This window comes from Kitasatospora sp. NPDC088264 (genome assembly GCF_040685715.1).
Taxonomy (GTDB): domain Bacteria; phylum Actinomycetota; class Actinomycetes; order Streptomycetales; family Streptomycetaceae; genus Kitasatospora.
The window spans coordinates 33,538-53,113 of the sequence record NZ_JBFBIR010000004.1; the positions used below are offsets into that span (position 1 = coordinate 33,538).

Here is a 19,576-nt window from a genome sequence, read left to right on the forward strand (position 1 = left end):
AACCCCGAGCCCGCCGCCGCCCGCAGCCCGCCCACGGCCGGGCCCGCAGCCAGCCCACGGCCGGGCCCCGCGGCCCGTCCACCGCGGGGCCCGCCGCCCGCCCGCCCCGTCCCCTCCCTCCGGTCGACGGGACCGGTCGGCGGGGGTGGGATGGAGGGGTGCGGGTGGCTGTGGTTTGCCCCGCACCCCGGGGAGGGACTAGACATCTAGATGTCTTGATGCACGTCTGGATGCCCGGCCCCTCCCCACGGCCCCACCGAAAGGCCCCGCGCATGTCCCTGGTCAACTTCCGCGACTCCGCCGTCCTCGGCGACCCCGAGGGCCGGCGGATCCGCCCCGGCGTGCTGTACCGCTCCGCCCAGCCGTTCCCGGCCGCCGACGAGGCCACCGTCGCCCAGCTGCGCGCCTGCGACATCCGCACCATCGTCGACCTGCGCGACACCCGTGAGACCGACCCCGCCGACTGGGCCGCCGCCGAGGCCGCCGGGATAGCCGTCGTCGCCGCCCCGGTGAACCCCACCGGCGACGGCCTCGCCGCCCGGATGCGCACCATGGCCACCGCCGCCGACCTCGGCGACTACTACGTGCTGCTGGCCGAGTCCGCGCCCGAGGCCGTCACCGCCGCCGTCGAGGCCGCCGCCCGCCCGGGCGCTGTCCTCCTGCACTGCGCCGCCGGCAAGGACCGCACCGGCCTGCTGACCGCCCTGCTGCTGGACCTCCTCGGCGTGCCCGCCGAGCGGATCGTCGCCGACTACGCCCGCACCGCCGACGCCCTGCCGCAGATCTTCGCCGGCCTCTCCGAGCGCCACCGCACCGCGCTCAACGCCCGCGGCGCCCGGGTCACCGACTCCGAGGGCCGCGAACTCACCATCCCCGCCCCGCTCCTCGACGCCCCGGCGGAGGCCATGGCCGTCTTCCTCGACCGCGTCCGCACCCGCCACGGCGGCGCCGAGGCCTTCCTCCCGGCCTGCGGCGTCCCCGCCGCCACCCTCGGCGCCTTCCGCGCCAAGGCGGCCGCCGCGGCGGCCTCGGCCGTCTGACACCCGGCTTCCGTCCGGCTCAGACGTCCCGCCGCCGCATCAGGACCACCGTCGCCGCCAGCGCGACGGCCGCCCAGGCGCCCAGGGTGATCCAGGAGTCGAGCACGCTCGGCGCGTACTTGCCCATCGTCGTCGAGGAGTTGGGGTTGATCGTCAGCCTCCCCTCGGCGGCGAGCGGCAGGTGGTTGCCGATCTCCTTCAGCCAGCGGTAGCGGTCGCCGCCGAACAGCATCGGCACGATGAACAGCAGCATGACCAGCGAGACGATCGAAGCGGTGGCGTGCCGCAGCAGGGCGCCGAGGGCCATCCCGATCAGCGCGCAGACGGGCACGATCGCCGCGTAGCCGAGGACGGCCCGCAGGCAACCCTCGTCGGTGATGGAGAGCCCGACGTGCCGGGAGGCCAGCATGGCGTTGCTGCCGAAGAAGGACACCGCGGACACCACCGCCCCGGCGAGCGAGGTGAGGCCGGCGACCAGCACCACCTTGGCCACGGCCACGCCCCGCCGGTCGGGCACCGCGGCGAAGGTGGTGCGGATCATGCCGGTGGTGTACTCGCCGAACACGGTGATCGCGCCGAGGCTGCCGGCCGCGACGGCCATCAGGGCGCCGGAGATGCTGCTGAGGCCGTGGAAGAGCGGGTCGTACCGGTACGGCGGGAAGCCGGGCACCGGCGGGCGGGGGTGGTCGATGTAGGTGAGGTCGGTGTGGACGGCGTTCAGGTTGACCACGATCGCGGCCAGCGAGGCGAGCGCCAGCACCCAGTACGTGGACCGCAGCGAGCGCAGTTTGATCCACTCGGCGGCAAGCAGGTCGCCGAACCGGGGCCGCGGTTCGGCCGGGCGGGTGCGGGGGCGGGCGGGGGCGAGGGTGGCGGTACTCATCGGGCATCTCCTGCCGGGTATTCGACGCTGTCGGCGGTCAGGGACATGAACGCCGACTCCAGGGACGAGGTGCGGGTGGCGAGCTCGTGCAGCACCAGGCCGTGCCGCAGGGCGAGTTCGCCGATCCGGGCCGCGGGCAGCCCGGTCACCACCGCGCCGTCCGGCTCCTGCGCCTGCCGTACGGCCGCCCCTTCGGTCCGCAACACCTCGGCGAGCGAAGGCAGTTCGGGCGTCCGGACGGCCACGCTGGTGACGGCGTTGCGGGCGGAGAACTCCGCCAGGCTCTCGTCCGCGATCAGCCGGCCCCGGCCGATCACCACCAGCCGGTCGGCGGTGTGCTCCATCTCGGCCATCATGTGGCTGGAGACGAAGACCGTCCGCCCCTCCTCGGCGAGGCGGCGGAACAGGCCGCGCACCCACAGCACGCCCTCCGGGTCGAGGCCGTTGAGCGGCTCGTCGAACAGCAGCACCGGCGGGTCGCCGAGCAGCGCGCCGGCGATGCCGAGCCGCTGCTTCATGCCCAGCGAGTAGCCGCCGATCCGGCGCCCGGCGGCCTTGCCGAGGCCTACCTCGGCGAGCACCTCGTCCACCCGCCGGAGCGGGATGCGGTTGCCGCGGGCGAGCGCCGACAGGTGGGCCCGGGCGCTGCGCCCGCCGTGCACGTCCTGGGCGTCCAGCAGGGCGCCGACGTGGCGCAGTCCGCGCGGCCGGTCCGCGAAGGGCGCGCCGTCCACGGTGACGGACCCCTCGGTCGGGGTGTGCAGCCCCAGGATCATCCGCAGCGTGGTGGACTTGCCGGCGCCGTTGGGGCCGAGGAAGCCGGTGACGGTGCCCGGCCGGACGGTGAAGGTCAACTGGTCGACGGCCGTGGTGGCGCCGTACCGCTTGGTCAGTCGCTCGATCTCGATCACGGGGACAACGGTGCCGTCCGAGGCCCCGGCTGGGCATCGGGCCGCGGGCCACAACGCCGGCCGCCGCACTGGCCCGGGGGATTACGCCCTCGGGCCGATGTGCCGCCGCACGGGCCGCCGCTACCATCGGGCGATGATCACCAACCCTCGTCCGCCCCTGCTCAGGCGCCTGCCGCCGGGCGTCTGGGTGGCGGCGTTCTGGGTGGCCGTCATCACGTTCCGAGGCTTCCAGCGGAGCGACGAGCTGGCCCACCTGTTCCGCTACAACGGCAACTTCGAGGACATGCCGTTGCTGGTCACCGCGGTGGTCACGGTCCTGATGGCGTCGCTGCTGGTCCGGCTGCCGCTGCTGGCGGTGGCGATCCCGCTGGCGGCGTGCGTCTTCACGATCGGCATGCGGATCCAGGAGACGGCCGTGGTGCAACTGCTGCTCGCCGAGGTGGCGATCGGCTACTGCACGGCCACCCGCACCCGGGCCGTGTCGCTGTGCGCCGCCGCGATGCCGGTCGCCATGGTGGCCGTCCTGGCGGTCTGGCGGGTGGCGAACGACTACCACACCGACTTCGTCGCCCAGGCCGCGTTCGCCTCGACCGCCGCGATCGCCTGGCTGGTCGGCAACACCGTCCGGCAGAACCGCGTGCACGCCGAGGCCCTGCGCAGCCGCGCCACCGAGCAGGCGATCACCGCCGAACGGCTGCGGATCGCCCGCGAGTTGCACGACATGGTCGCCCACAGCATCGGCATCATCGCGATCCAGGCCGGGATGGGCAGCCGGGTCATGGACACCCAGCCCGCCGAGACCCGCAACGCGCTGAACGCCATCGAGGCGACCAGCCGGGAGACCCTGGCCGGGCTGCGCCGGATGCTCGGCGCGCTGCGCCAGGGCGAACCGGAGTCCGCGCCGATGGAGGTCGCCCCGGGGCTGGGCGAGCTGGACCGGCTGGTCGAGCAGACGGCCGGCGCGGGCGTGCGGGTCGCGCTCACCCGCCTCGGCGAGCCCCGCCCGCTGCCGCCCGAGGTGGACCTCGCCGCCTACCGCATCGTGCAGGAGGCGGTCACCAACGTGGTCAGGCACTCCGGCACCCGGGACTGCCGGGTCACCGTCGACTACGGCCCCGAGGAGGTCGCCGTCACCGTCGTCGACCTCGGCGCCGGAGTTGCCGGGCCGTCCGCCGGCTCCGGTTACGGCATCGCCGGCATGCGCGAGCGGGTCGGCCTGCTGCACGGCGAGTTCAGCGCCGGCCCGCGCCCCGCGGGCGGCTTCCAGGTCGCCGCCCGACTGCCGCTCCCCGTGGAGGTCTCCCCGTGATCCGTGTCGTCCTGGTCGACGACCAGCCGCTCATCCGCACCGGTCTGCGCGTGCTCATCGCCGACACCCCGGACCTGGAGGTCGTCGGCGAGGCCGGCAACGGCGCCGAGGCGGTGGAACTGGTCGGCCGGCTGCGCCCCGACGTCGCCGTGATGGACATCCGGATGCCCGGCATGGACGGCATCGAGGCCACCCGCCGGATCACCGCCGACCCCGACCTGCCCACCCACGTCCTCGTCCTCACCACCTTCGACGACGACGACTACGTGTACGGCGCGCTGCGGGCCGGGGCGGCCGGCTTCCTGGTCAAGGACCTCGCCCTGGAGACCATCCTCGACGGCGTCCGGGTGGTCGCCGCCGGGGACGCCCTGATCGCGCCGAGCATTACCCGCCGGTTGATCGGCGAGTTCGCCGCCCGCCCGCAGCCCGCCGCCGCCCGGTCCGGCCGGGCGACGGTCGACGGGATCACCGACCGTGAGCGCGAGGTGCTGACGCTGGTCGGCCGCGGGCTGTCCAACGGCGAGATCGCCGAGGAGCTGACCATCAGCGTGGCCACCGCCAAGGCGCACGTGGCCCGGCTGTTCACCAAGCTGGACGCCCGGGACCGGGTCCACCTGGTCATCCAGGCTTACGAGTTCGGCCTCGTCGCCCCGTCCTGAACCGGTCCTGAACCGGTCCTGAGCCGGTCCCGAGCCGGTCCTGAACCGGTCCTGAGCCGGTCCCGAGCCGGTCCTGAGCCGGTCCCGAGCCGGTCCTGAACCGGTCCCGAACCGGTCCTGAGCCGATCTTGAGTCAGTTCCGAGCCGGTCCCGAGCCGATCCTGACCCGGTCCCGAGCCCAGCCGGTCCACGGCGGGATCACGGTTCGACCAGCTCCCCGATCCGCATGATCCGCCCGTGCGAGTCCAGCACCACGTCGTACACGTTGCCGTAGCACCCGTACGGCGCGTCGTCGGGTTCGTGCTCGGCCAGGCAGTCCTCCAGGTGCCCGAGCACGTCCTCCAGCCGGACGGTTCTGGTCGGGTCGCCGTGCGGGCGGTCGACGAGCGTGGCCTCGACCCCGGCGGTCGCGAAGCCGTAGCGGGCCGGCGTCCCCGTCCCCTCGTAGCGGGCCTCGTCGCAGGAGTAGCGGGCGGGCTGGGCGGTGACGTCGCCGTCCTCGGTGGCGAGGACCACGAGGACGGTGTGTCCGGGGCGTTCGGTCGGGGTCGGGGTGGCGCAGTCGGCGGTGGGGACGGGGGAGGTGTCCATGCTGGGCTCGGGGTCGGCGAGGTCGTCGTCCAGCAGGTCGTCCTCGTCGTCGTACGCCCCGTCGGCGGCGGCCGCAGCGGAGGCGGCGGCGACGGTGGGCGCGGAGTCGGCGGGAGTGCAGGCGGCGAGGGCGGCTGCGGCGGTGCAGCAGAGCAGCGCGGCGAGGAGGGTTCGGGGCACGGCCATGGCACTAGTCTCCCCGGACAGCGGCGGAACTCGTCACGCAGGTACACGACTGGTGCACGGGCTGTGGTTCCCGCCGCCGCCGGATGTGCGGATCCGGCGGCGGCGGGAGTCTTGAGGGGCGGCGTAACGGTCAGGCGGCGACGGGCCGTTGCGCCTCGTACGCCTCGCGCAGCCGGGCCTGGGCCTCGGGGCCCGCCCCGAGGTGGTCGAGTCCGAGCAGCGCCGCGCCCAGGACGGGCGGCGCGACGACGACCCGCGGTTCGGCGAGCGGCGCGGCCTCGGCCAGACGGGCGGTCAGGTTGTCGAGCAGCAGCGGCTGCCGGGAGGAGATCACGCCGCCGCCGAGCACCAGCGGGGTCCGCGTTTCGAGCAGTTCCAGCCGCCGCAGGGCGACGACGGCGAGCCGGACGATCTCGTCGGCCTGGCGGTCGATCAGCCCCAGGGCGACCTCGTCGCCCTGCTCCGCGACGGCGAACAGCACTCGGACGATCTCGTGCAGCCGGCTGGTCGGCAGGTGCCCGAGGTGGACGGCCTCGGCGACGGCGCCGGCGCTGGGCAGGCCGAAGTGCTCGGCGATGGCGCGGGAGAGCCCGGTGGGGCCGCCGCGGCCGTCCTCGTGGCGGACGGCGTGCCACATGCTGGTGACGGCCAGGCCCCCGCCGCCGCCCCAGTCGCCGGTGAGCTCGCCGAGGGCGGGGAAGCGGGCGGTGCGGCCGTCGGGCAGCAGGCCCACGCAGTTGATGCCGGCGCCGCAGACGACGGCGACGCCGCGCGGGCCGTCGGTGCCGGCCCGCAGCAGGCCGAAGGTGTCGTTGACGACGGTGTTGCTGGCGCCCCAGGGGTGGGATTCCAGCGCGGCGCGCAGGGCCTCCTCCTCGACGGGCAGGTCGGCGTTGGCCAGGCAGGCGCTGACGTGGCTGGTGAGGACGCCGCTCCAGGCGGGGTGGCCGGCCGCGGCGGCGGCCTGCTCGACGAGCGGGGCGAGGCCGGCGACGGCGGCGGCGCCGCCGATCTTCTGGGGTGCGAAGCCGCCGCCGCGGGCGGTGCCGTGGACGGTGCCGTCGGCGCCGATCAGGGCGACGTCGGTCTTGGAGTTGCCGGCGTCGATGGCGAGGACGCCGGGCAGGATCGGTTCGGGCTGGTGGGTCATCAGGTCCCCGCGGCTCGTACGTGGCCCGGCCGTGGCGTGGTCCCCGGCCGGGGGTGATCGGTCTCCTCGCAGTGCCCGGCCCGCGACACCCTCATATCGCGGGCCGGGCTGCTTTCCGGACGGGGCCCGGGTGCGAAGCCGGGTCCCGGGCCGTCAGGCCCAGGCGAGGTGCTCGCGGTTGTGGGCGAGCAGCCGATCGGTGAGCTGGTCGGCGAGTTCGAGCTGACCGACCAGCGGGTGGGCGAGCAGGGCGTCGAAGACCCGGTCGCGGCCGCCGTGCAGGGCGGCGTCGAGGGCGAGGTGCTCGTACGCGGTGACGGCGGCGATGAGGCCGGCGTACAGCGGCTCGACGGCCCGCTGGGGGAGCGGCCGGACGCCGTTCGCGTCGACCTCGGCCGGGACCTCGATGACGGCGTCGTCGGGCAGGAACGGCAGCACGCCGTTGTTCGGCGCGTTGACGACCTGCACGGACGTCCCGCCGCCGGTGCCGAGCAGCGCGGCGATCAGCTGGACCGCCGCCTCGGAGTAGAACGCGCCGCCGCGCTGGCCGAGGAGTTCCGGCTTGGTGTCGAGGGCCGGGTCGGCGTACATCTCCAGCAGCTGCCGCTCGATCTCGGCGACCTGGGCGGCCCGCGAGCCCTGCACCCTGAGTTCCTCGACGACGGCGTCGTGCTGGTAGAAGTAGCGCAGGTAGTAGGACGGCACGACGCCGAGCCGCTCGATGACGGGCTGCGGCAGGTGCAGGTCCTCGGCGATGGCCTTGCCGTGCGCGGCGAGCAGCTCCGGCAGCACCTCCCGGCCCGTCGCCGATCCCGGGGCGTCGAGCAGGGTGACGCCGCGCTCCCAGGTGAGGTGGTTGAGGCCGACGTGGTCGAGCCGGACCAGCTCCGGGTCGACACCGAGGTGGGTCGCGAACTTGCGCTGGAAGCCGATGGCGACGTTGCACAGGCCGACGGCCTTGTGGCCGGCGTTGCGCAGCGCGCGGGTGACGATGCCGACGGGGTTGGTGAAGTCGACGATCCAGGCGTCCGGGTTGGCGCGCCGGACCTTCTCGGCGATGTCGAGGACGACCGGGACGGTGCGCAGCGCCTTGGCGAGGCCGCCGGCGCCGGTGGTCTCCTGGCCGACGCAGCCGCACTCCAGCGGCCAGGTCTCGTCCCGGTTGCGGGCGGCCTGCCCGCCGACGCGCAGTTGCAGCAGCACGGCGTCGGCGTCGGCGACACCGGCCTCGACGTCGACGGTGGTGGTGACGACGGCACCGTGCCCCTGCTTGGCGAAGATCCGCCGGGCGAGCCCGCCGATCAGCTCCAGCCGGTCGGCGGCCGGGTCGATGAGCACCAGCTCACCGATCGGCAGGGTGTCGCGGAGCCGGGCGAAGCCGTCGATCAGCTCCGGGGTGTACGTCGAACCGCCGCCGACGATTGCCAACTTGAGTGCGGACATCAGCCCTTGACCCCTGTCAGTGTCACGCCTTCGATGAAGGCCTTCTGTGCGAAGAAGAAGAGGATGATCACCGGTGCCATCACGAGGAGGGTGGCGGCCATGGTGAGGTTCCAGTTGGTGTGGTGGGCGCCCTTGAACGATTCCAGGCCGTACGAGAGCGTCCAGGCCTCGTGGTTGTTGCTGGCGTAGATCTGCGGGCCGAAGTAGTCGTTCCAGCAGTAGAAGAACTGGAACAGGGCGACGGCGGCGATGGCCGGCTTGGCCATCGGCAGCACGACCTTCAGCAGGGTGCGCAGGTCGCCGCAGCCGTCGATCCGGGCGGCCTCGATGTACTCCTTGGGGATGGTCAGCAGGAACTGGCGCAGCAGGAAGATCGAGAACGCGTCGCCGAAGGCCATCGGGATGATGAGCGGCCAGAGCGAGCCGCCGAGGCCGAGCTGCTTGGCCCAGAACAGGTACATCGGGATGACGGTGACCTGCGGCGGGAGCATCATCATGGCGATGACGGCCATCAGCGCCAGGTTGCGGCCCCGGAAGCGGAACTTGGCGAGCGCGTAGGCGACCGGCAGGCTGGAGACGATGGTCAGCACGGTGCCGAGGCCCGCGTAGAGCAGGGTGTTGCGCCACCAGGTGAGGAAGCCGGGGGTGTCCCAGACCTTGCCGTAGTTGCCCCATTGCCAGGAGGTGGGCCAGTAGTCGGTGGTGAGCGCCTGCTGGTCGGTCATCACCGAGGTGAGGAAGGCGAAGACGAACGGCAGCAGGAAGAACAGGGCGGCGGCGATGGCCAGCGAGTGCACGGCCACCCAGTTGAGCATCGCGCGGCGGCGGGCCGCCCGGGCGGCCGGGCCGGAGGCGCGGGAGGTGCCGGCCGGGGCGGGCGCCTTGGTGAGTGTGGAGCTGAGAGTCATGATCGGGTCCTCATCGGTCCGCTGGGTCAGCAGCACACGGACTAGTCGTCGCTCGCCATGAAGCCGGACTTGCGGCGGAGCAGGAGCGAGGTGACGGCCATCGAGATGGCGAACAGCACCAGGGCGACGACGCACGCCGCGCCGTAGTTGAAGCGCTGGAAGCCGAGGTTGTAGACCATCTGCGGCAGGGTCCAGGTGGAGCCCTGCGGGAAGCCGGGCTCGAACTGCTGGCCGGAGTTGCCCGCGATGCCGCCGGCGACCTTCCCGGCGACGATCGCCTGGGTGTAGTACTGCATGGTCTGGATGACGCCGGTGACCACGGCGAACATGATGATCGGCGAGATGTTCGGCAGCGTGACGTACCGGAACCGCTGGAAGGGTCCGGCGCCGTCCAGTTCGGCGGCCTCGTACTGTTCCTTGGGGACGTCGAGCAGCGAGGCCATGAAGATGACCATCAGGTCGCCGATGCCCCACATGGCGAGCATGGTGAGCGCGGGCTTGGACCAGTCGGCGCTGGCGAACCAGCCGGGCTGCGGGAGGCCGATCTCACCGAGGAAGTGGTTGACCGGGCCCGTGCCGGGGTTGAGCAGGAAGGCGAAGGCGACGGTGGCGGCCACCGGCGGTGCCAGGTACGGCAGGTAGAACGCGGTGCGGAAGAAGCCGACGCCGGTCTTGACCTTGGTGATGAGCAGGCCGATGCCGAGGCCGAAGGCGACCCGCAGGCTCACCATGATGAAGACCAGCCACACGGTGTTGCGCAGGCCCTGCCAGAACGCCGGGAGGTCGTTGAAGACGTAGTCCCAGTTCTTCAGGCCGCTGAAGGAGGGGGCGCCGAAGCCGTTGTACTTGGTGAAGGAGAAGTAGACGGTGGAGATCAGCGGGTACAGGAAGAAGACGCCGAAGCCGATCAGCCAGGGGGAGAGGAAGGCGAGGTTGCGGGCCGCCTCCCGGCGGCGCTTCCGGCGCAGCAGGTGCTGCGTGGAGGGCGCCGCCGGGTCGGTCGATCCGGTGCCCCTGCGGGTGCCGAACGCGAGTGACATGGGAGCTCCGTGGACCGTTTCCGCTACTTCGCCTGGGCGATGGCGGCGTCGATCTCCTTGGCGGTGGCCGCGAGGCCGGCCGCGAGATCGGGCTGCTTGCCGGACTCGTAGTCGTAGCCGAGGTTCTGCAGGGAGGCGATGTAGCCGCTGCCGTTGACGGCCGCCGGGGTGGTGCCCGAGTGCTGGTTCTTGGCGACGTCGATGAAGGTCTTGAAGTTCGGGTCGTTCGTCAGCTTCGGCGAGTTGAGCGCGTCGAAGGTGCTGGGCACGTTGTGGATCGCGTTGGCGAAGCTGACCACCGCGTCGGTGTCGGTGGTCAGGTACTTGACCAGCTCCCAGGCCGCGGCCTGCTTCTTGCTGCTGCTGGCGATGCCGACGATGGTGCCGGTCTGGTAGCCGCGGCCGTAGGTGTCGGCCTGGTCGTCCGGGACGGGGAACGCGGCGGTGGCCCAGTCGAAGTCGGGCTTGTTCTCGGCGAGGGCGGCGGTGCGCCACTCGCCGTCGATGGCCATCGCGACCTGGCCGGTGAGGAAGGGGTTCTTGGCGCTGAACTCCTCGCCGAAGGTGGCGCGGTACTTCTCCAGCTTGGTGTAGCCGCCGAGCTGGTCGACCATGCCCTTCTGCCACTTGAGCATCGCGGCGACCTTCGGGTCGGTGGCGATGTTCGACTTGCCGTCGGCGCCGAAGTAGGTCGGGCCGTACTGGCCCAGGAAGTGCTCGGTGGTCGACTCGTAGCCGTGGTACAGCGGCATGAAGCCGAGCTGCTTGTAGCCGTCGCCGTCCGCGAGGGTCAGCCTCTTGGCGTCCTCGGCGAACTCGCTGAAGGTCTTCGGCGGGTTGGCGATGCCCGCATCGGCGAAGGCCTTCTTGTTGTAGTAGAGGCCGTAGGCGTCGCCGAGCAGCGGCAGCGAGCACTGGTTGCCCTGGAACTGCGTGTAGTTGAGCATCGCGGCCGGGAAGGTCTTGACCGGGTCGATGCCGCTCTTCTGCAGCAGCGGCTTGAGGTCGGTGAACGCCTTGGTCGAACAGAACATGCCGACGTTGTTGGTGGTGAAGGAGGAGACCACGTCCGGCGCGTCGTCGCCGCCGGCCCGCAGGGCCTGGTTGACCTTGTCGTCCGCGATGTTGTCCACGGCCTTGACGTGGATGTTGGGGTGGGCCTTCTCGAAGGCGGCGATGTTGTCGTTGATCGCCTTCACCTCGTTGTCCTGGCTCCAGCCGTGCCAGAAGGTGATGGTGACGTCCTTGCCGCTGGCCGCGTCGTCGCTGCCGCTGCTCTCGCTGCTGCCGGTGCAGGCGGTGGCGAGCAGGGCCAGGACGGCGGTGCCGGTGACGGCGGCGATCGTGCGACGGCCTCTGCGGGAGGTGGTGGAGTGCACTTCGAGGTCCTCCTGGGGGTGCGCGGGCAGGCGTCATTGCCTCGGGGCCCGCGTTCGGGGGTTGGGAGAGGTGGGTGCAGGGTGCGTGCGGGGTGACGGGCGACCGGGGAGCGTCGGTGGGTGGGCGTCTGTGAGCGTCGGTGGGCGGCTGTCAGTGGGTGGCTGTCAGTGGGTGGAGAAGACCGCCTCGCGGGCGTCCGCCAGCGCGCGTTGCAGGGCGCCGAGCAGGACGGGCGAGCCGGGCAGGGCACTGCTGCGGACCTCGGGCCGGGCGATGGAGAGCCTGGCCAGTTCGTCCTCGACGAGGGCGCGCAGGCGTTCGCCGCCCGCGGTGGGCACCGCGCCGGAGAGGACCACCAGTTGGGGGTCGACGACGGCGACGATCGCGGCCAGTCCGACGGCGAGCCGGCCGGCCAGTTCGACGAGGAAGGCGTCGCCGGCGCCCGGGGTCTCCAGGGCCTTGGCGATCGACTCCTCGGCGGTGGGCGCGCCGAGCCCGTGTTCGCGGGCCAGGGTCCGGACGGCGGGTGTGCCGACCAGCTCCTGGAACCCGCCGAACTTGCGGCGGCGCACGTCCCGCGCGACCGGTGAGCCGGGCACCGGCATGTAGCCGACCTCCCCGGCGCCGCCGGTGAAGCCGCGGTGCAGCCGGCCGGCGATGACGATCGCGGCGCCGGTGCCCGCACCGGCCCAGAGCAGGACGAAGTCCTCGGAGCCCCGCGCCGCGCCGGAGGCCTGTTCGGCGACGGCGGCGAGGTTCACGTCGTTCTCGATCGACACGGGCGCGCCGATCGCCTCGGACAGCTCCTCGACCAGCCGCGGCGAGTGCCAGCCGGGCAGGTGGGAGGCGTAGCGCAGCTTGCCGGTGACCGGGTCGGGGGCGCCGCCGACGCCGATCGCGGCGGTGCGCAGGCTGCCCGCGGCCAGTCCCGCGGCACGGACGGTCTCGGCGACGGCGGCGGCGACCTTGGCGACGGTCTCGGCGGCCGGCACGCCCTTGGTCGGCACGGCGTGCTCGGCCAGCGTGGAGCCGGTGATGTCGGCGACGGCGACTCTGATCTCGCTGTTGGTGACGTCCAGCCCGGCGACGTGGCCGGCGGCCGGATTCACCTCGTACAGCTGCGCGTTGGGGCCGGGGCCGCCGGCGGTGGTGCCGACCGGCAGGACCAGTCCGGCCGCCTCCAGACGGGCCAGCAGCTGGGAGGCGGTGGGCTTGGAGAGGCCGGTCAGGGTGCCGATCTGGGTGCGGGAGAGCGGGCCGTTCTCCAGCAGCAGTTCGAGGGCGGCGCGGTCGTTGATGGCGCGCAGCAGGCTGGGGGTGCCGGCGAGGGGGGCCTTGGCGGTGGTCTTGGTCACGCGCGAAATCCTCCTCTTCCGGCTGGTGGGGGGAGCGACGAGGGTGAACCCGCCGGTTCGGGGAGCCGAACTGTTAGGAAAGTTTCCAGTCGCTTGGGAAGGACCGTACGGGCCCCGTCAGCGGGGTGTCAATGGTCCGTGGCCCGGAGGATGCCGAAGCGTTACCGGGCAGCACGAAGCCCCGTTCCCAAGGGTCTTGGGAACGGGGCTTCGTGCTGCCGGGCCTGGGGCCCTACGGCTTGGCGAGGTCGTCGGTCGGCCTCGGCGCCGGTATCGGCTCGGTCGCCCGGTACCGGGGCGAGGTCGGGTCGGACAGCGCGGACGGCGGTGCCGGCTCGGTCGCGGGGGAGATCACCACCCCGGTGGCGGGGGCCGCCGTCGCCGCGGCGGCCACCGGCGCGGCCTCCTCCTTGACCTTGATCCCGGCCTGGTCGAAGGCCGTCTTCAGGCGCTGGCGCAGCGCCCGGGACACCGCCGGCGCCTTGCCCGGCGCGGTCCGCGCCTCGATCCGCACCATCACCGAGTCCGCCGCGACCGACTCCACGCCCAGGACGGACACCGGCGCCCAGACCAGCTCGTCGTACGGCGACTCCTTGGACAGCGCCTCGGCCGTCTCCTGGATCAGGTCCTCGACCCGCAGCAGGTCCTCCTTGTACCCGACCTGCACGTCCACCGAGGCGGTCGACCAGCCCTGGCTCATGTTGGCGATCCGCTTCACCTCGCCGTTGCGGATGTACCAGATCTCGCCGTTGGCCCCGCGCAGCTTGGTCACCCGCAGGCCGACCTCCAGCACCGTGCCGGCGGCCACCCCGGTGTCGATCTCGTCGCCGACGCCGTACTGGTCCTCCATGATCATGAAGACCCCGGAGAGGAAGTCCGTCACCAGGTTGCGGGCGCCGAAACCGATCGCCACACCGGCCACACCGGCGCTGGCCAGCAGCGGCGCCAGGTTCACGCCCAGCGCGGACAGCACCATCAGCGCGGCCGTGCCCAGGATGGAGAACGACGCCACGCTGCGCAGCACCGAGCCGATCGCCTCCGACCGCTGCTGGCGCCGCTCCGGGTTCACCACCCCGGTGTTGGCCAGCAGCCCGCCGAGCCGGCTCTCCTCGTGGTGGTCGTGCGAGCGCGCCATCCGCGTGATCAGCTGGGTGATCAGCTTGCGCACCACGGCGCGCAGCACCAGTGCCAGCAGCACGATGAAGACGATCCGCACCCCGCCGGCCAGCCAGCCCTGCCAGTGCGTGTCGAACCAGCTGGCGGCCTGCTTGGTGGTGTCGCTGACCTCCTGCGCGCTGGTCGGGATTCTCAGGTCCAGCTGCGGCAGTTGCGGCGCGGTCGGGCTGGGCGCCGGTGTCGGAGTGGAGAGCGTCGAGGACGCGTCGGCGATACCGGTGGCGCCGGAGCGGAACACGTGCGGGCCTTCCTGCAAGGGGGCGTGGCGGGCCCGCGCCGCGGCACGCGGCCCGCGGACCGTCCGCCTCAGCCTAACCGGCGCCGAACACCCGACCGGACACGCCGAAGGGCGTACGGAGCAACACGAACGCCCCGTCAGCGCACCGGTGCGCTCCCCCGGACGACGGGGTCGACCGCTGCTCCGACCGGCCGAGCGCTCCCCCGGGAGGGCCACGGGCGGCACCCCGAGGGCACCCGGGTGCAACCCGACCTTCCCCAGGGCATACCGGCTATGACAGAGGCCACACCCGAAGTTCACACCAGGTCCGTTACACAGGAGTGGTGGCGCCGTACAAAGGCGTAAGGCGACACTGGGGGAGATCGCGCACCAGTTGTGCGATCCAACCGCTCGTCCCGGCGCGAGCCACGCGCCGCAGGCGTCCAAGGAGGCATCCGTGCCGCACGTCCTGGTCCTCAACGCGTCCTACGAGCCACTCGGCGTCGTATCGATGCGCCGCGCACTCATCCTGGTCCTCAACCACAAGGCGGTCAGCCTGGAGGACTCGGAAGTCACTCTGCACAGCGCCACCAGCGCCCTCCCGGCGCCGTCCGTCGTCCGCCTGACCCGCTTCGTCCGGGTCCCGTTCTGCGGGCCCGTCCCGCTCACCCGCCGGGCGCTGTTCGCCCGTGACCACGGCCGCTGCGTCTACTGCGGGGCCGCCGCCACCAGCGTCGACCACGTCATCCCGCGCAGCCGGGGCGGCCAGCACCGGTGGGACAACGTGGTGGCGGCCTGCCGCCGCTGCAACCACACCAAGGCCGACCGCCACCTCACCGAACTCGGCTGGCGGATGAAGCGGCCACCGGCCCCGCCCAGCGGCCTCGCCTGGCGGATCATCGGCACCGGCATCAAGGACCCGCGCTGGCGTCCCTACCTGGAGCCGTACGGCGGCTCCGACCAGCTGCGCGCCCCGCAGTGGGGCGAGTACGAGCACCACGACCATACCGAGCAGGGCCTCCCCGTCCCGCTCGGCCGGGCGCACTCGGCCCACTCCGCCCCCGTCCGCCGCGGTGAGCAGCCCGAACCGCTCTCCGCCTGACCCCGCTCCACAAGGGCCAGCCCGTCATACCGTCGGTACGCCTCATGGGCCGCCGCGCCCCCCACCGGGGAGCACGGCGGCCCGCCGCGTTGTCCGGTGGGGGAGGCGGCGGCTACTGCTTCGGCGGCGGTGTCCCGCCCGTCGTCCCGCCCGTCGTCCCGCCCGTCGTCCCGCCTGTCGTCCCGCCCGGAGTCCCGCTCGCCGGGGGCGTGGCCGGGGTGCTCGGAGCGGTCGGGGCCGTGGTCGGGGCCGTGGGCGCGGTGGTGGCGCCGCCGCCCGGCTGGGCCGGGGGGACGGCCGGCGGCTGCGACGGGGGCGGCGGGGTGACGGCGTACAGCTCGACGCCCCACAGCGAGTAGCCGTACTTGTTGGCCCGGGCCACGCCCTGCACCCGGAGGAACCGGGCGTCCGGAGCGTCGAAGCGCACGGTCTCGTCGCCGCCCTTGCCGTTGTCCACCGTCGCCGCGTCGGTCCAGGTGGTGCCGTCCGCCGAGACCTGGAGCCTGTAGGCGGCGGCGTACGCGGCCTGCCAGTGCAGCACCGCCGCGCCCAGGTGGGTCGCCTGCGGAAGTTCCAGCTGCACCCAGGCGTCGTCCTTGGCGGGGGAGGACCAGCGGGTCTTCGGGTCACCGTCGGTGACCGCCGAGGCGGGGAAGTTCGGCGTCTCGTCGCCCGAGGAGGTGGCCTTCGCGCCGAGTGCCAGGTCCGGACCGCTGGTCGGCGGCACCACACGCACCTGGAGCACCTGCTTCACGGTGGTGGCGCCGGCCGCGAACTGCACCGGTACCTGGTACGTCCCGAACGGCGTCCCGGGAGCGGCGCTGACCAGCAGCGGCACGCCGATGCGGCCGCCGCGCGGCACGGTCACCCCGGCCGCCGGGGTCACGGTCAGGCCCTTGGCCGCGGCCGGCACCTCGGTGTGCAGCTCGCCGCTGGTCCCCTCGGGGCGGCCGGCCTCGACGGTGGCCCGGGTCTGGGCGGGCGCGGCGGCGCCGGCCACCACGTCCAGGGTCGGGTCGGACAGGCTGAGCCGGGCCGCCGGGACGTCCGCGTACCAGGGGATCACCTGGTTGACCACCGGCGGGTCGCCGCCCGGCTTCCAGGCCAGCCGGAACGCGTCGGCGGCCTGCCCGCCGGCCGGCAGCTCGTTGTAGCCGGGCTGCACGGTGCCGATGTCCGTCCAGCCGCCGTCCGAGCGGCGCACCGAGACGGTGGCGGTGGCGTGCACGCCCGGGTCGGTGAGCACGGTGAGCCGGTCGAGCGGGCGGGCGGCGCCCAGTTCGACGGTGAGCGGCTCGTCCTGCGCGGTGGGCGGCTTGGCGGCCCGGTACGCGGTGTCCGGATTGCCGTCCAGCACCGCGGACGCCGAGGAGCCGGGCAGCGCGGCGGGGCCGCCGGTGACGCTGGCGGGGGCGTCGTCGGGCGCGGTGACGGTGAACTCGCGCACCGCGACGGCGGTCTTCTGGGCGGCGGTGGCCCGCAGCCGCACGGCCCGCACCACCGAGCCGGCCGGCAGCTTGGCGCTGACCGACTTCTGGTTCTTGACCACGGCGAGCTGCTTCCAGCCGCCCTCGCCGGTGCTGTACTCCAGCACGCCGTCGTGGAGGTAGTCGTCGACCGCGCTCCGGCCGTCCGGCCCGTTGCCCCAGGAGCCCATCAGCACGGTGACGGCGCCGACCGGGCGCCCGCCGCCGAGGTCGACGCCGACCGCGTCGCCGGGCTGCGGGGGAGCGGAGCTCCAGTAGAACGTGTCGGCTACGCCGTCGGTCATCAGCGCGGGCAGGTGGTCGTGCGCGGTGCCCATGGTGGTGGTCGGGGTGATCCCGCCGCCGGCCACCCCGGCCCAGTTGTCGGCGGCCCCGACGGCCCGCTCCAGGAACGGGTCGAGCACGCCCGCGCCGATCGTGGCCGGGCTCTGCGCGAGCTGCTCGCGCAGCCGGTTGAGCTCCACCCGGGCCTTCCAGGCGGCCGCGCCGTCGCCGCCGTGCTGGGCCAGCAGCATGTCCAGCGCGGACTGCCCGGCCAGCCCGTAGTCGTGCAGCGGGGCGAGCCAGGGCGCGGCCTCGGCGGCGAGCTGGGCGGTGGCCTGGGTGCCGGCGAGGGTCTGCTGGGCGGTGGCCATCGCGGCGAAGGCGTCCCGCAGGGGCGCGGCGGCCTCTATCAGCTTGGCGAGGTCCGACGCGGTGCCCGAGGTGGGCTCGGCGGCGGCCCAGAACCGGTCGAGCAGCGGCGTCAGGTAGTCGGACTCCTGCTGGGACAGCGGCGAGGAGGAGCTGTTGCCGGCCAGCGCGGTGACCGCGGACAGGGCGGTGCCGGCGGGCGTGCTGCCGGCCCCGGTCGGGCCGGCGAGCGAGCGCACCGCGGCCTGCCAGGAGTCCTCCGGCCGGTAGCCGGCCGGGTTCCAGGCGAAGTCGCCGGCCGTGGCGAGGGCGATCCGGGAGGCCATCGGCTGCTGCATGGCACCGGTGAGCATCACCGCCGAGCGGGTGGCCACCTCCGGTTCGCGCCCGGTGTAGGCGCCGAGGAAGAGCCGGTCCGGGCTGGCGTCGTTGACCGGGTAGTTGTCCATGGTGACCAGCGGGTGGCCGTACAGGTCGCCGGTCTCGGCGGCCTGGGCGCCGGTGATCTTCTCCGGGATCACCCCGCCCCCGCTCCAGGCCACCTGCACGCCGTCCGGCAGCGCCGCGGCCAGCGCCTTGCGGTACGGCGTGACGCCCTGCTTGTGGTACTCGGTGGGCACCACGGACAGCGGCGCCAGGCCCGGGTTGCGCGCGATCAGCCTGTCCCGCACCTTGGTCACCAGCGCGGCCTGCGCCTTGGCGGCCGCGGCCGGGCCGGTGCCGTAGGTGTCGCGGTCGTCGCCGCAGTGCCACTCGTCGTAGCTGACGTCCAGGAACTGGAGCTGGAAGGCGGTGAAGCCGAGCTTGCGCAGCCCGTCCAGCTTGGCCACCAGCGCGTTCACGTCCTTGCCGGAGCTGAAGCAGAGGGACTGCCCCGGGTCGATCGCGTAGCCGAGCGTGACGTGGTTGCGCCGGGCCGCGGCGCCCAGTTCGCGCAGCTCGTCGGCCTGGGCGGCGGGGTAGGCGTCGCGCCAGCGGGAGAGCCGGAACGGGTCGTCACCGGGAGCGTAGAGGTAGAAGTTCTGCTTGGAGCGGCCGAGGAAGTCCACCTGGTCGAGCCGCTGCTGCGCGGTCCACGGGCTGCCGTAGAACGCCTCCGCGGTGCCGCGCACCGGCGCGCCGCTCGGCCAGTCCCGCAGCGTGATCCCGGGCAGGCCCAGCCCGGCGGCGCCCGGCGCCTGCCCCTGCCCGGCCGGGACGGCGGCGAGCAGCTGGCGCAGGCTCTGCACGGCGTAGAAGGTGCCCGCCGCGTCCGCGCCCGCCAGCACCACCGCGCCGTACGTCCCGCCGCCCTGGGCCGGCAGCTGACCGACCGACAGCACGTACCCGCCGGCCGGCATGCCCGCGGTCGAGGGGGCGGCGCCGTCCTTGCCGCCGGCCGCGGCGGACAGCGCGCGCAGCGTCCGGTCCGTCCCGCCGTCGGCGGCCTCGGCCGGTCCGCCGACGTACACCACCAGCGACCCGGCGGCCGGCGCGTCGGCGTCCGGCTGCGGGGTCACGGTCGTCGCCCCGGCGATCTCCAGCACCTCCCGGACGGCGTCCAACGCCCCGAGGTCCGCGTCCGGCGCCGGCACCAGCGTCACCACGGCCGGCACCGCGACCGGCTTGCCGGCCACCGTCTGCTCCTGCGGACGCGGGAACACCTGCGGGTTCGTCATGCTCCCCAGCGGCGTCTGCGGTGCGCTGCTCACCACGTCCGGCCCCGCCGACGCCGCGTACGCCGCCGACGGCACCGGCCCGGCCAGCAACCCGCCGACCACCGCCGCCGCCGCGACCCCCGCCGCGATCTGCAGCGTCCGCCGCCCCGGCCGCCCCGCCGCCCGCCGGGCCCGCTCCGCCCGCCCCGACGCCAGCAGCGGTTCCGTCCCCTTGAGACCGGCGATCAGCCGGTCCGCCGTCCTGGGCGCCAGTTGACGGCACGTCCGCGCTGTGGCCCGCCGCGCCGCCAGCGCCGCCGGGTGGTACAGCACCTCCCGCAACGCCGCACTCCGCTCCAACCGCTGCCGCAGCCGCCGCCCGGCCACAACGGACACTCGGGCTTCCACAGGAGCCTCCTCGCCAGGCCTGGACCACATCGCCGCAACCCCACCAGCTACCCAACCCGGT

16 protein-coding genes are annotated in these 19,576 nt (G+C 73.7%); 5 read left to right on the plus strand and 11 right to left on the minus strand.

Annotated elements, in window-relative coordinates:
- Window positions 1–272 precede the first annotated feature (272 nt).
- Window positions 273–1,040, plus strand: a complete 768-nt coding sequence (locus AB0O82_RS05105) for a tyrosine-protein phosphatase (protein WP_363580338.1) — start codon at window positions 273–275, stop codon at window positions 1,038–1,040.
- Between the two features lie 19 nt (window positions 1,041–1,059).
- On the opposite strand, the gene AB0O82_RS05110 is transcribed toward AB0O82_RS05105, so the two are convergent.
- Window positions 1,060–1,923 (minus strand): ABC transporter permease, encoded by an 864-nt coding sequence (locus AB0O82_RS05110; protein ID WP_363580340.1) that lies wholly within the window; start codon window positions 1,921–1,923, stop codon window positions 1,060–1,062.
- A complete protein-coding gene (locus AB0O82_RS05115; RefSeq protein WP_363580342.1) occupies window positions 1,920–2,834 on the minus strand; it encodes an ATP-binding cassette domain-containing protein in 915 nt (304 codons plus the stop codon). The genes AB0O82_RS05110 and AB0O82_RS05115 overlap by 4 nt, the downstream gene beginning before the upstream one ends.
- Window positions 2,835–2,967: 133 nt before the next feature.
- On the opposite strand from AB0O82_RS05115, the gene AB0O82_RS05120 reads away from it, so the two are divergent.
- Both AB0O82_RS05120 and AB0O82_RS05125 read left to right on the plus strand, forming a co-directional pair.
- Window positions 2,968–4,143 (plus strand): histidine kinase, encoded by a 1,176-nt coding sequence (locus AB0O82_RS05120; protein ID WP_363580344.1) that lies wholly within the window; start codon window positions 2,968–2,970, stop codon window positions 4,141–4,143.
- Window positions 4,140–4,802 carry a response regulator transcription factor gene (locus AB0O82_RS05125; protein ID WP_363580346.1) on the plus strand — a complete coding sequence of 221 codons (663 nt, stop codon included), beginning with the start codon at window positions 4,140–4,142 and terminating at the stop codon, window positions 4,800–4,802. Before AB0O82_RS05120 ends, AB0O82_RS05125 begins: the two co-directional genes overlap by 4 nt.
- 198 nt (window positions 4,803–5,000) lie before the next feature.
- Here AB0O82_RS05125 and AB0O82_RS05130 read toward each other — a convergent pair whose 3' ends face one another.
- From AB0O82_RS05130 to AB0O82_RS05165, 8 genes are all read right to left on the minus strand, one after another.
- Window positions 5,001–5,579, minus strand: coding sequence for a hypothetical protein (locus tag AB0O82_RS05130; protein WP_363580348.1), 579 nt, complete (start codon window positions 5,577–5,579; stop codon window positions 5,001–5,003).
- A 130-nt stretch (window positions 5,580–5,709) separates the two neighbouring features.
- The gene (locus AB0O82_RS05135) at window positions 5,710–6,729 is read right to left on the minus strand and encodes a BadF/BadG/BcrA/BcrD ATPase family protein (RefSeq protein ID WP_363580350.1); all 1,020 of its coding nucleotides are present in this window, start codon (window positions 6,727–6,729) and stop codon (window positions 5,710–5,712) included.
- A gap of 153 nt (window positions 6,730–6,882) precedes the next feature.
- Window positions 6,883–8,172 carry a 6-phospho-beta-glucosidase gene (locus AB0O82_RS05140; RefSeq protein ID WP_363580352.1) on the minus strand — a complete coding sequence of 430 codons (1,290 nt, stop codon included), beginning with the start codon at window positions 8,170–8,172 and terminating at the stop codon, window positions 6,883–6,885.
- The gene (locus AB0O82_RS05145) at window positions 8,172–9,080 is read right to left on the minus strand and encodes a carbohydrate ABC transporter permease (RefSeq protein ID WP_363580354.1); all 909 of its coding nucleotides are present in this window, start codon (window positions 9,078–9,080) and stop codon (window positions 8,172–8,174) included. Before AB0O82_RS05145 ends, AB0O82_RS05140 begins: the two co-directional genes overlap by 1 nt.
- Window positions 9,081–9,121: 41 nt before the next feature.
- Window positions 9,122–10,120, minus strand: coding sequence for a sugar ABC transporter permease (locus AB0O82_RS05150; RefSeq protein ID WP_363580356.1), 999 nt, complete (start codon window positions 10,118–10,120; stop codon window positions 9,122–9,124).
- A gap of 23 nt (window positions 10,121–10,143) precedes the next feature.
- Entirely contained in the window at window positions 10,144–11,499 is a 1,356-nt protein-coding gene (locus tag AB0O82_RS05155; RefSeq protein ID WP_363580358.1) for an ABC transporter substrate-binding protein, read from the minus strand.
- Window positions 11,500–11,664: 165 nt separating this feature from the next.
- Complete coding sequence (locus AB0O82_RS05160) at window positions 11,665–12,855, minus strand: ROK family transcriptional regulator (RefSeq protein WP_363580360.1); 1,191 nt, start codon at window positions 12,853–12,855, stop codon at window positions 11,665–11,667.
- A gap of 232 nt (window positions 12,856–13,087) precedes the next feature.
- On the minus strand, window positions 13,088–14,269 hold the full coding sequence (locus AB0O82_RS05165) for a mechanosensitive ion channel family protein (RefSeq protein WP_363580362.1): 1,182 nt from the start codon (window positions 14,267–14,269) through the stop codon (window positions 13,088–13,090).
- Window positions 14,270–14,705: 436 nt separating this feature from the next.
- Here AB0O82_RS05165 and AB0O82_RS05170 point away from each other — a divergent pair, with 436 nt between their 5' ends.
- Window positions 14,706–15,350: an HNH endonuclease gene (locus tag AB0O82_RS05170; protein WP_363580364.1), complete on the plus strand. Its 645-nt coding sequence runs from the start codon at window positions 14,706–14,708 to the stop codon at window positions 15,348–15,350.
- A 112-nt stretch (window positions 15,351–15,462) separates the two neighbouring features.
- Here the strand turns inward: AB0O82_RS05170 and AB0O82_RS05175 are convergent, their stop codons facing one another.
- Entirely contained in the window at window positions 15,463–19,128 is a 3,666-nt protein-coding gene (locus tag AB0O82_RS05175; RefSeq protein ID WP_363580366.1) for a beta-N-acetylglucosaminidase domain-containing protein, read from the minus strand.
- On the opposite strand from AB0O82_RS05175, the gene AB0O82_RS05180 reads away from it, so the two are divergent.
- Complete coding sequence (locus tag AB0O82_RS05180; RefSeq protein ID WP_363580368.1) at window positions 19,127–19,384, plus strand: hypothetical protein; 258 nt, start codon at window positions 19,127–19,129, stop codon at window positions 19,382–19,384. The genes AB0O82_RS05175 and AB0O82_RS05180 overlap by 2 nt on opposite strands.
- Window positions 19,385–19,576 lie beyond the last annotated feature (192 nt).

What these genes read in the sequence shown, in the direction of transcription:
- AB0O82_RS05120 (WP_363580344.1), top strand. Translation starts at nt 2,968, where the DNA reads ATGATCACCAACCCTCGTCCGCCCCTGCTCAGGCGCCTGCCGCCGGGC.
- AB0O82_RS05145 (WP_363580354.1), bottom strand. Translation starts at nt 9,080, where the DNA reads ATGACTCTCAGCTCCACACTCACCAAGGCGCCCGCCCCGGCCGGCACC.
- AB0O82_RS05150 (WP_363580356.1), bottom strand. Translation starts at nt 10,120, where the DNA reads ATGTCACTCGCGTTCGGCACCCGCAGGGGCACCGGATCGACCGACCCG.
- AB0O82_RS05105 (WP_363580338.1), top strand. Translation starts at nt 273, where the DNA reads ATGTCCCTGGTCAACTTCCGCGACTCCGCCGTCCTCGGCGACCCCGAG.
- AB0O82_RS05135 (WP_363580350.1), bottom strand. Translation starts at nt 6,729, where the DNA reads ATGACCCACCAGCCCGAACCGATCCTGCCCGGCGTCCTCGCCATCGAC.
- AB0O82_RS05180 (WP_363580368.1), top strand. Translation starts at nt 19,127, where the DNA reads ATGCTCCCCAGCGGCGTCTGCGGTGCGCTGCTCACCACGTCCGGCCCC.
- AB0O82_RS05130 (WP_363580348.1), bottom strand. Translation starts at nt 5,579, where the DNA reads ATGGCCGTGCCCCGAACCCTCCTCGCCGCGCTGCTCTGCTGCACCGCC.
- AB0O82_RS05140 (WP_363580352.1), bottom strand. Translation starts at nt 8,172, where the DNA reads ATGTCCGCACTCAAGTTGGCAATCGTCGGCGGCGGTTCGACGTACACC.
- AB0O82_RS05175 (WP_363580366.1), bottom strand. Translation starts at nt 19,128, where the DNA reads ATGACGAACCCGCAGGTGTTCCCGCGTCCGCAGGAGCAGACGGTGGCC.
- AB0O82_RS05110 (WP_363580340.1), bottom strand. Translation starts at nt 1,923, where the DNA reads ATGAGTACCGCCACCCTCGCCCCCGCCCGCCCCCGCACCCGCCCGGCC.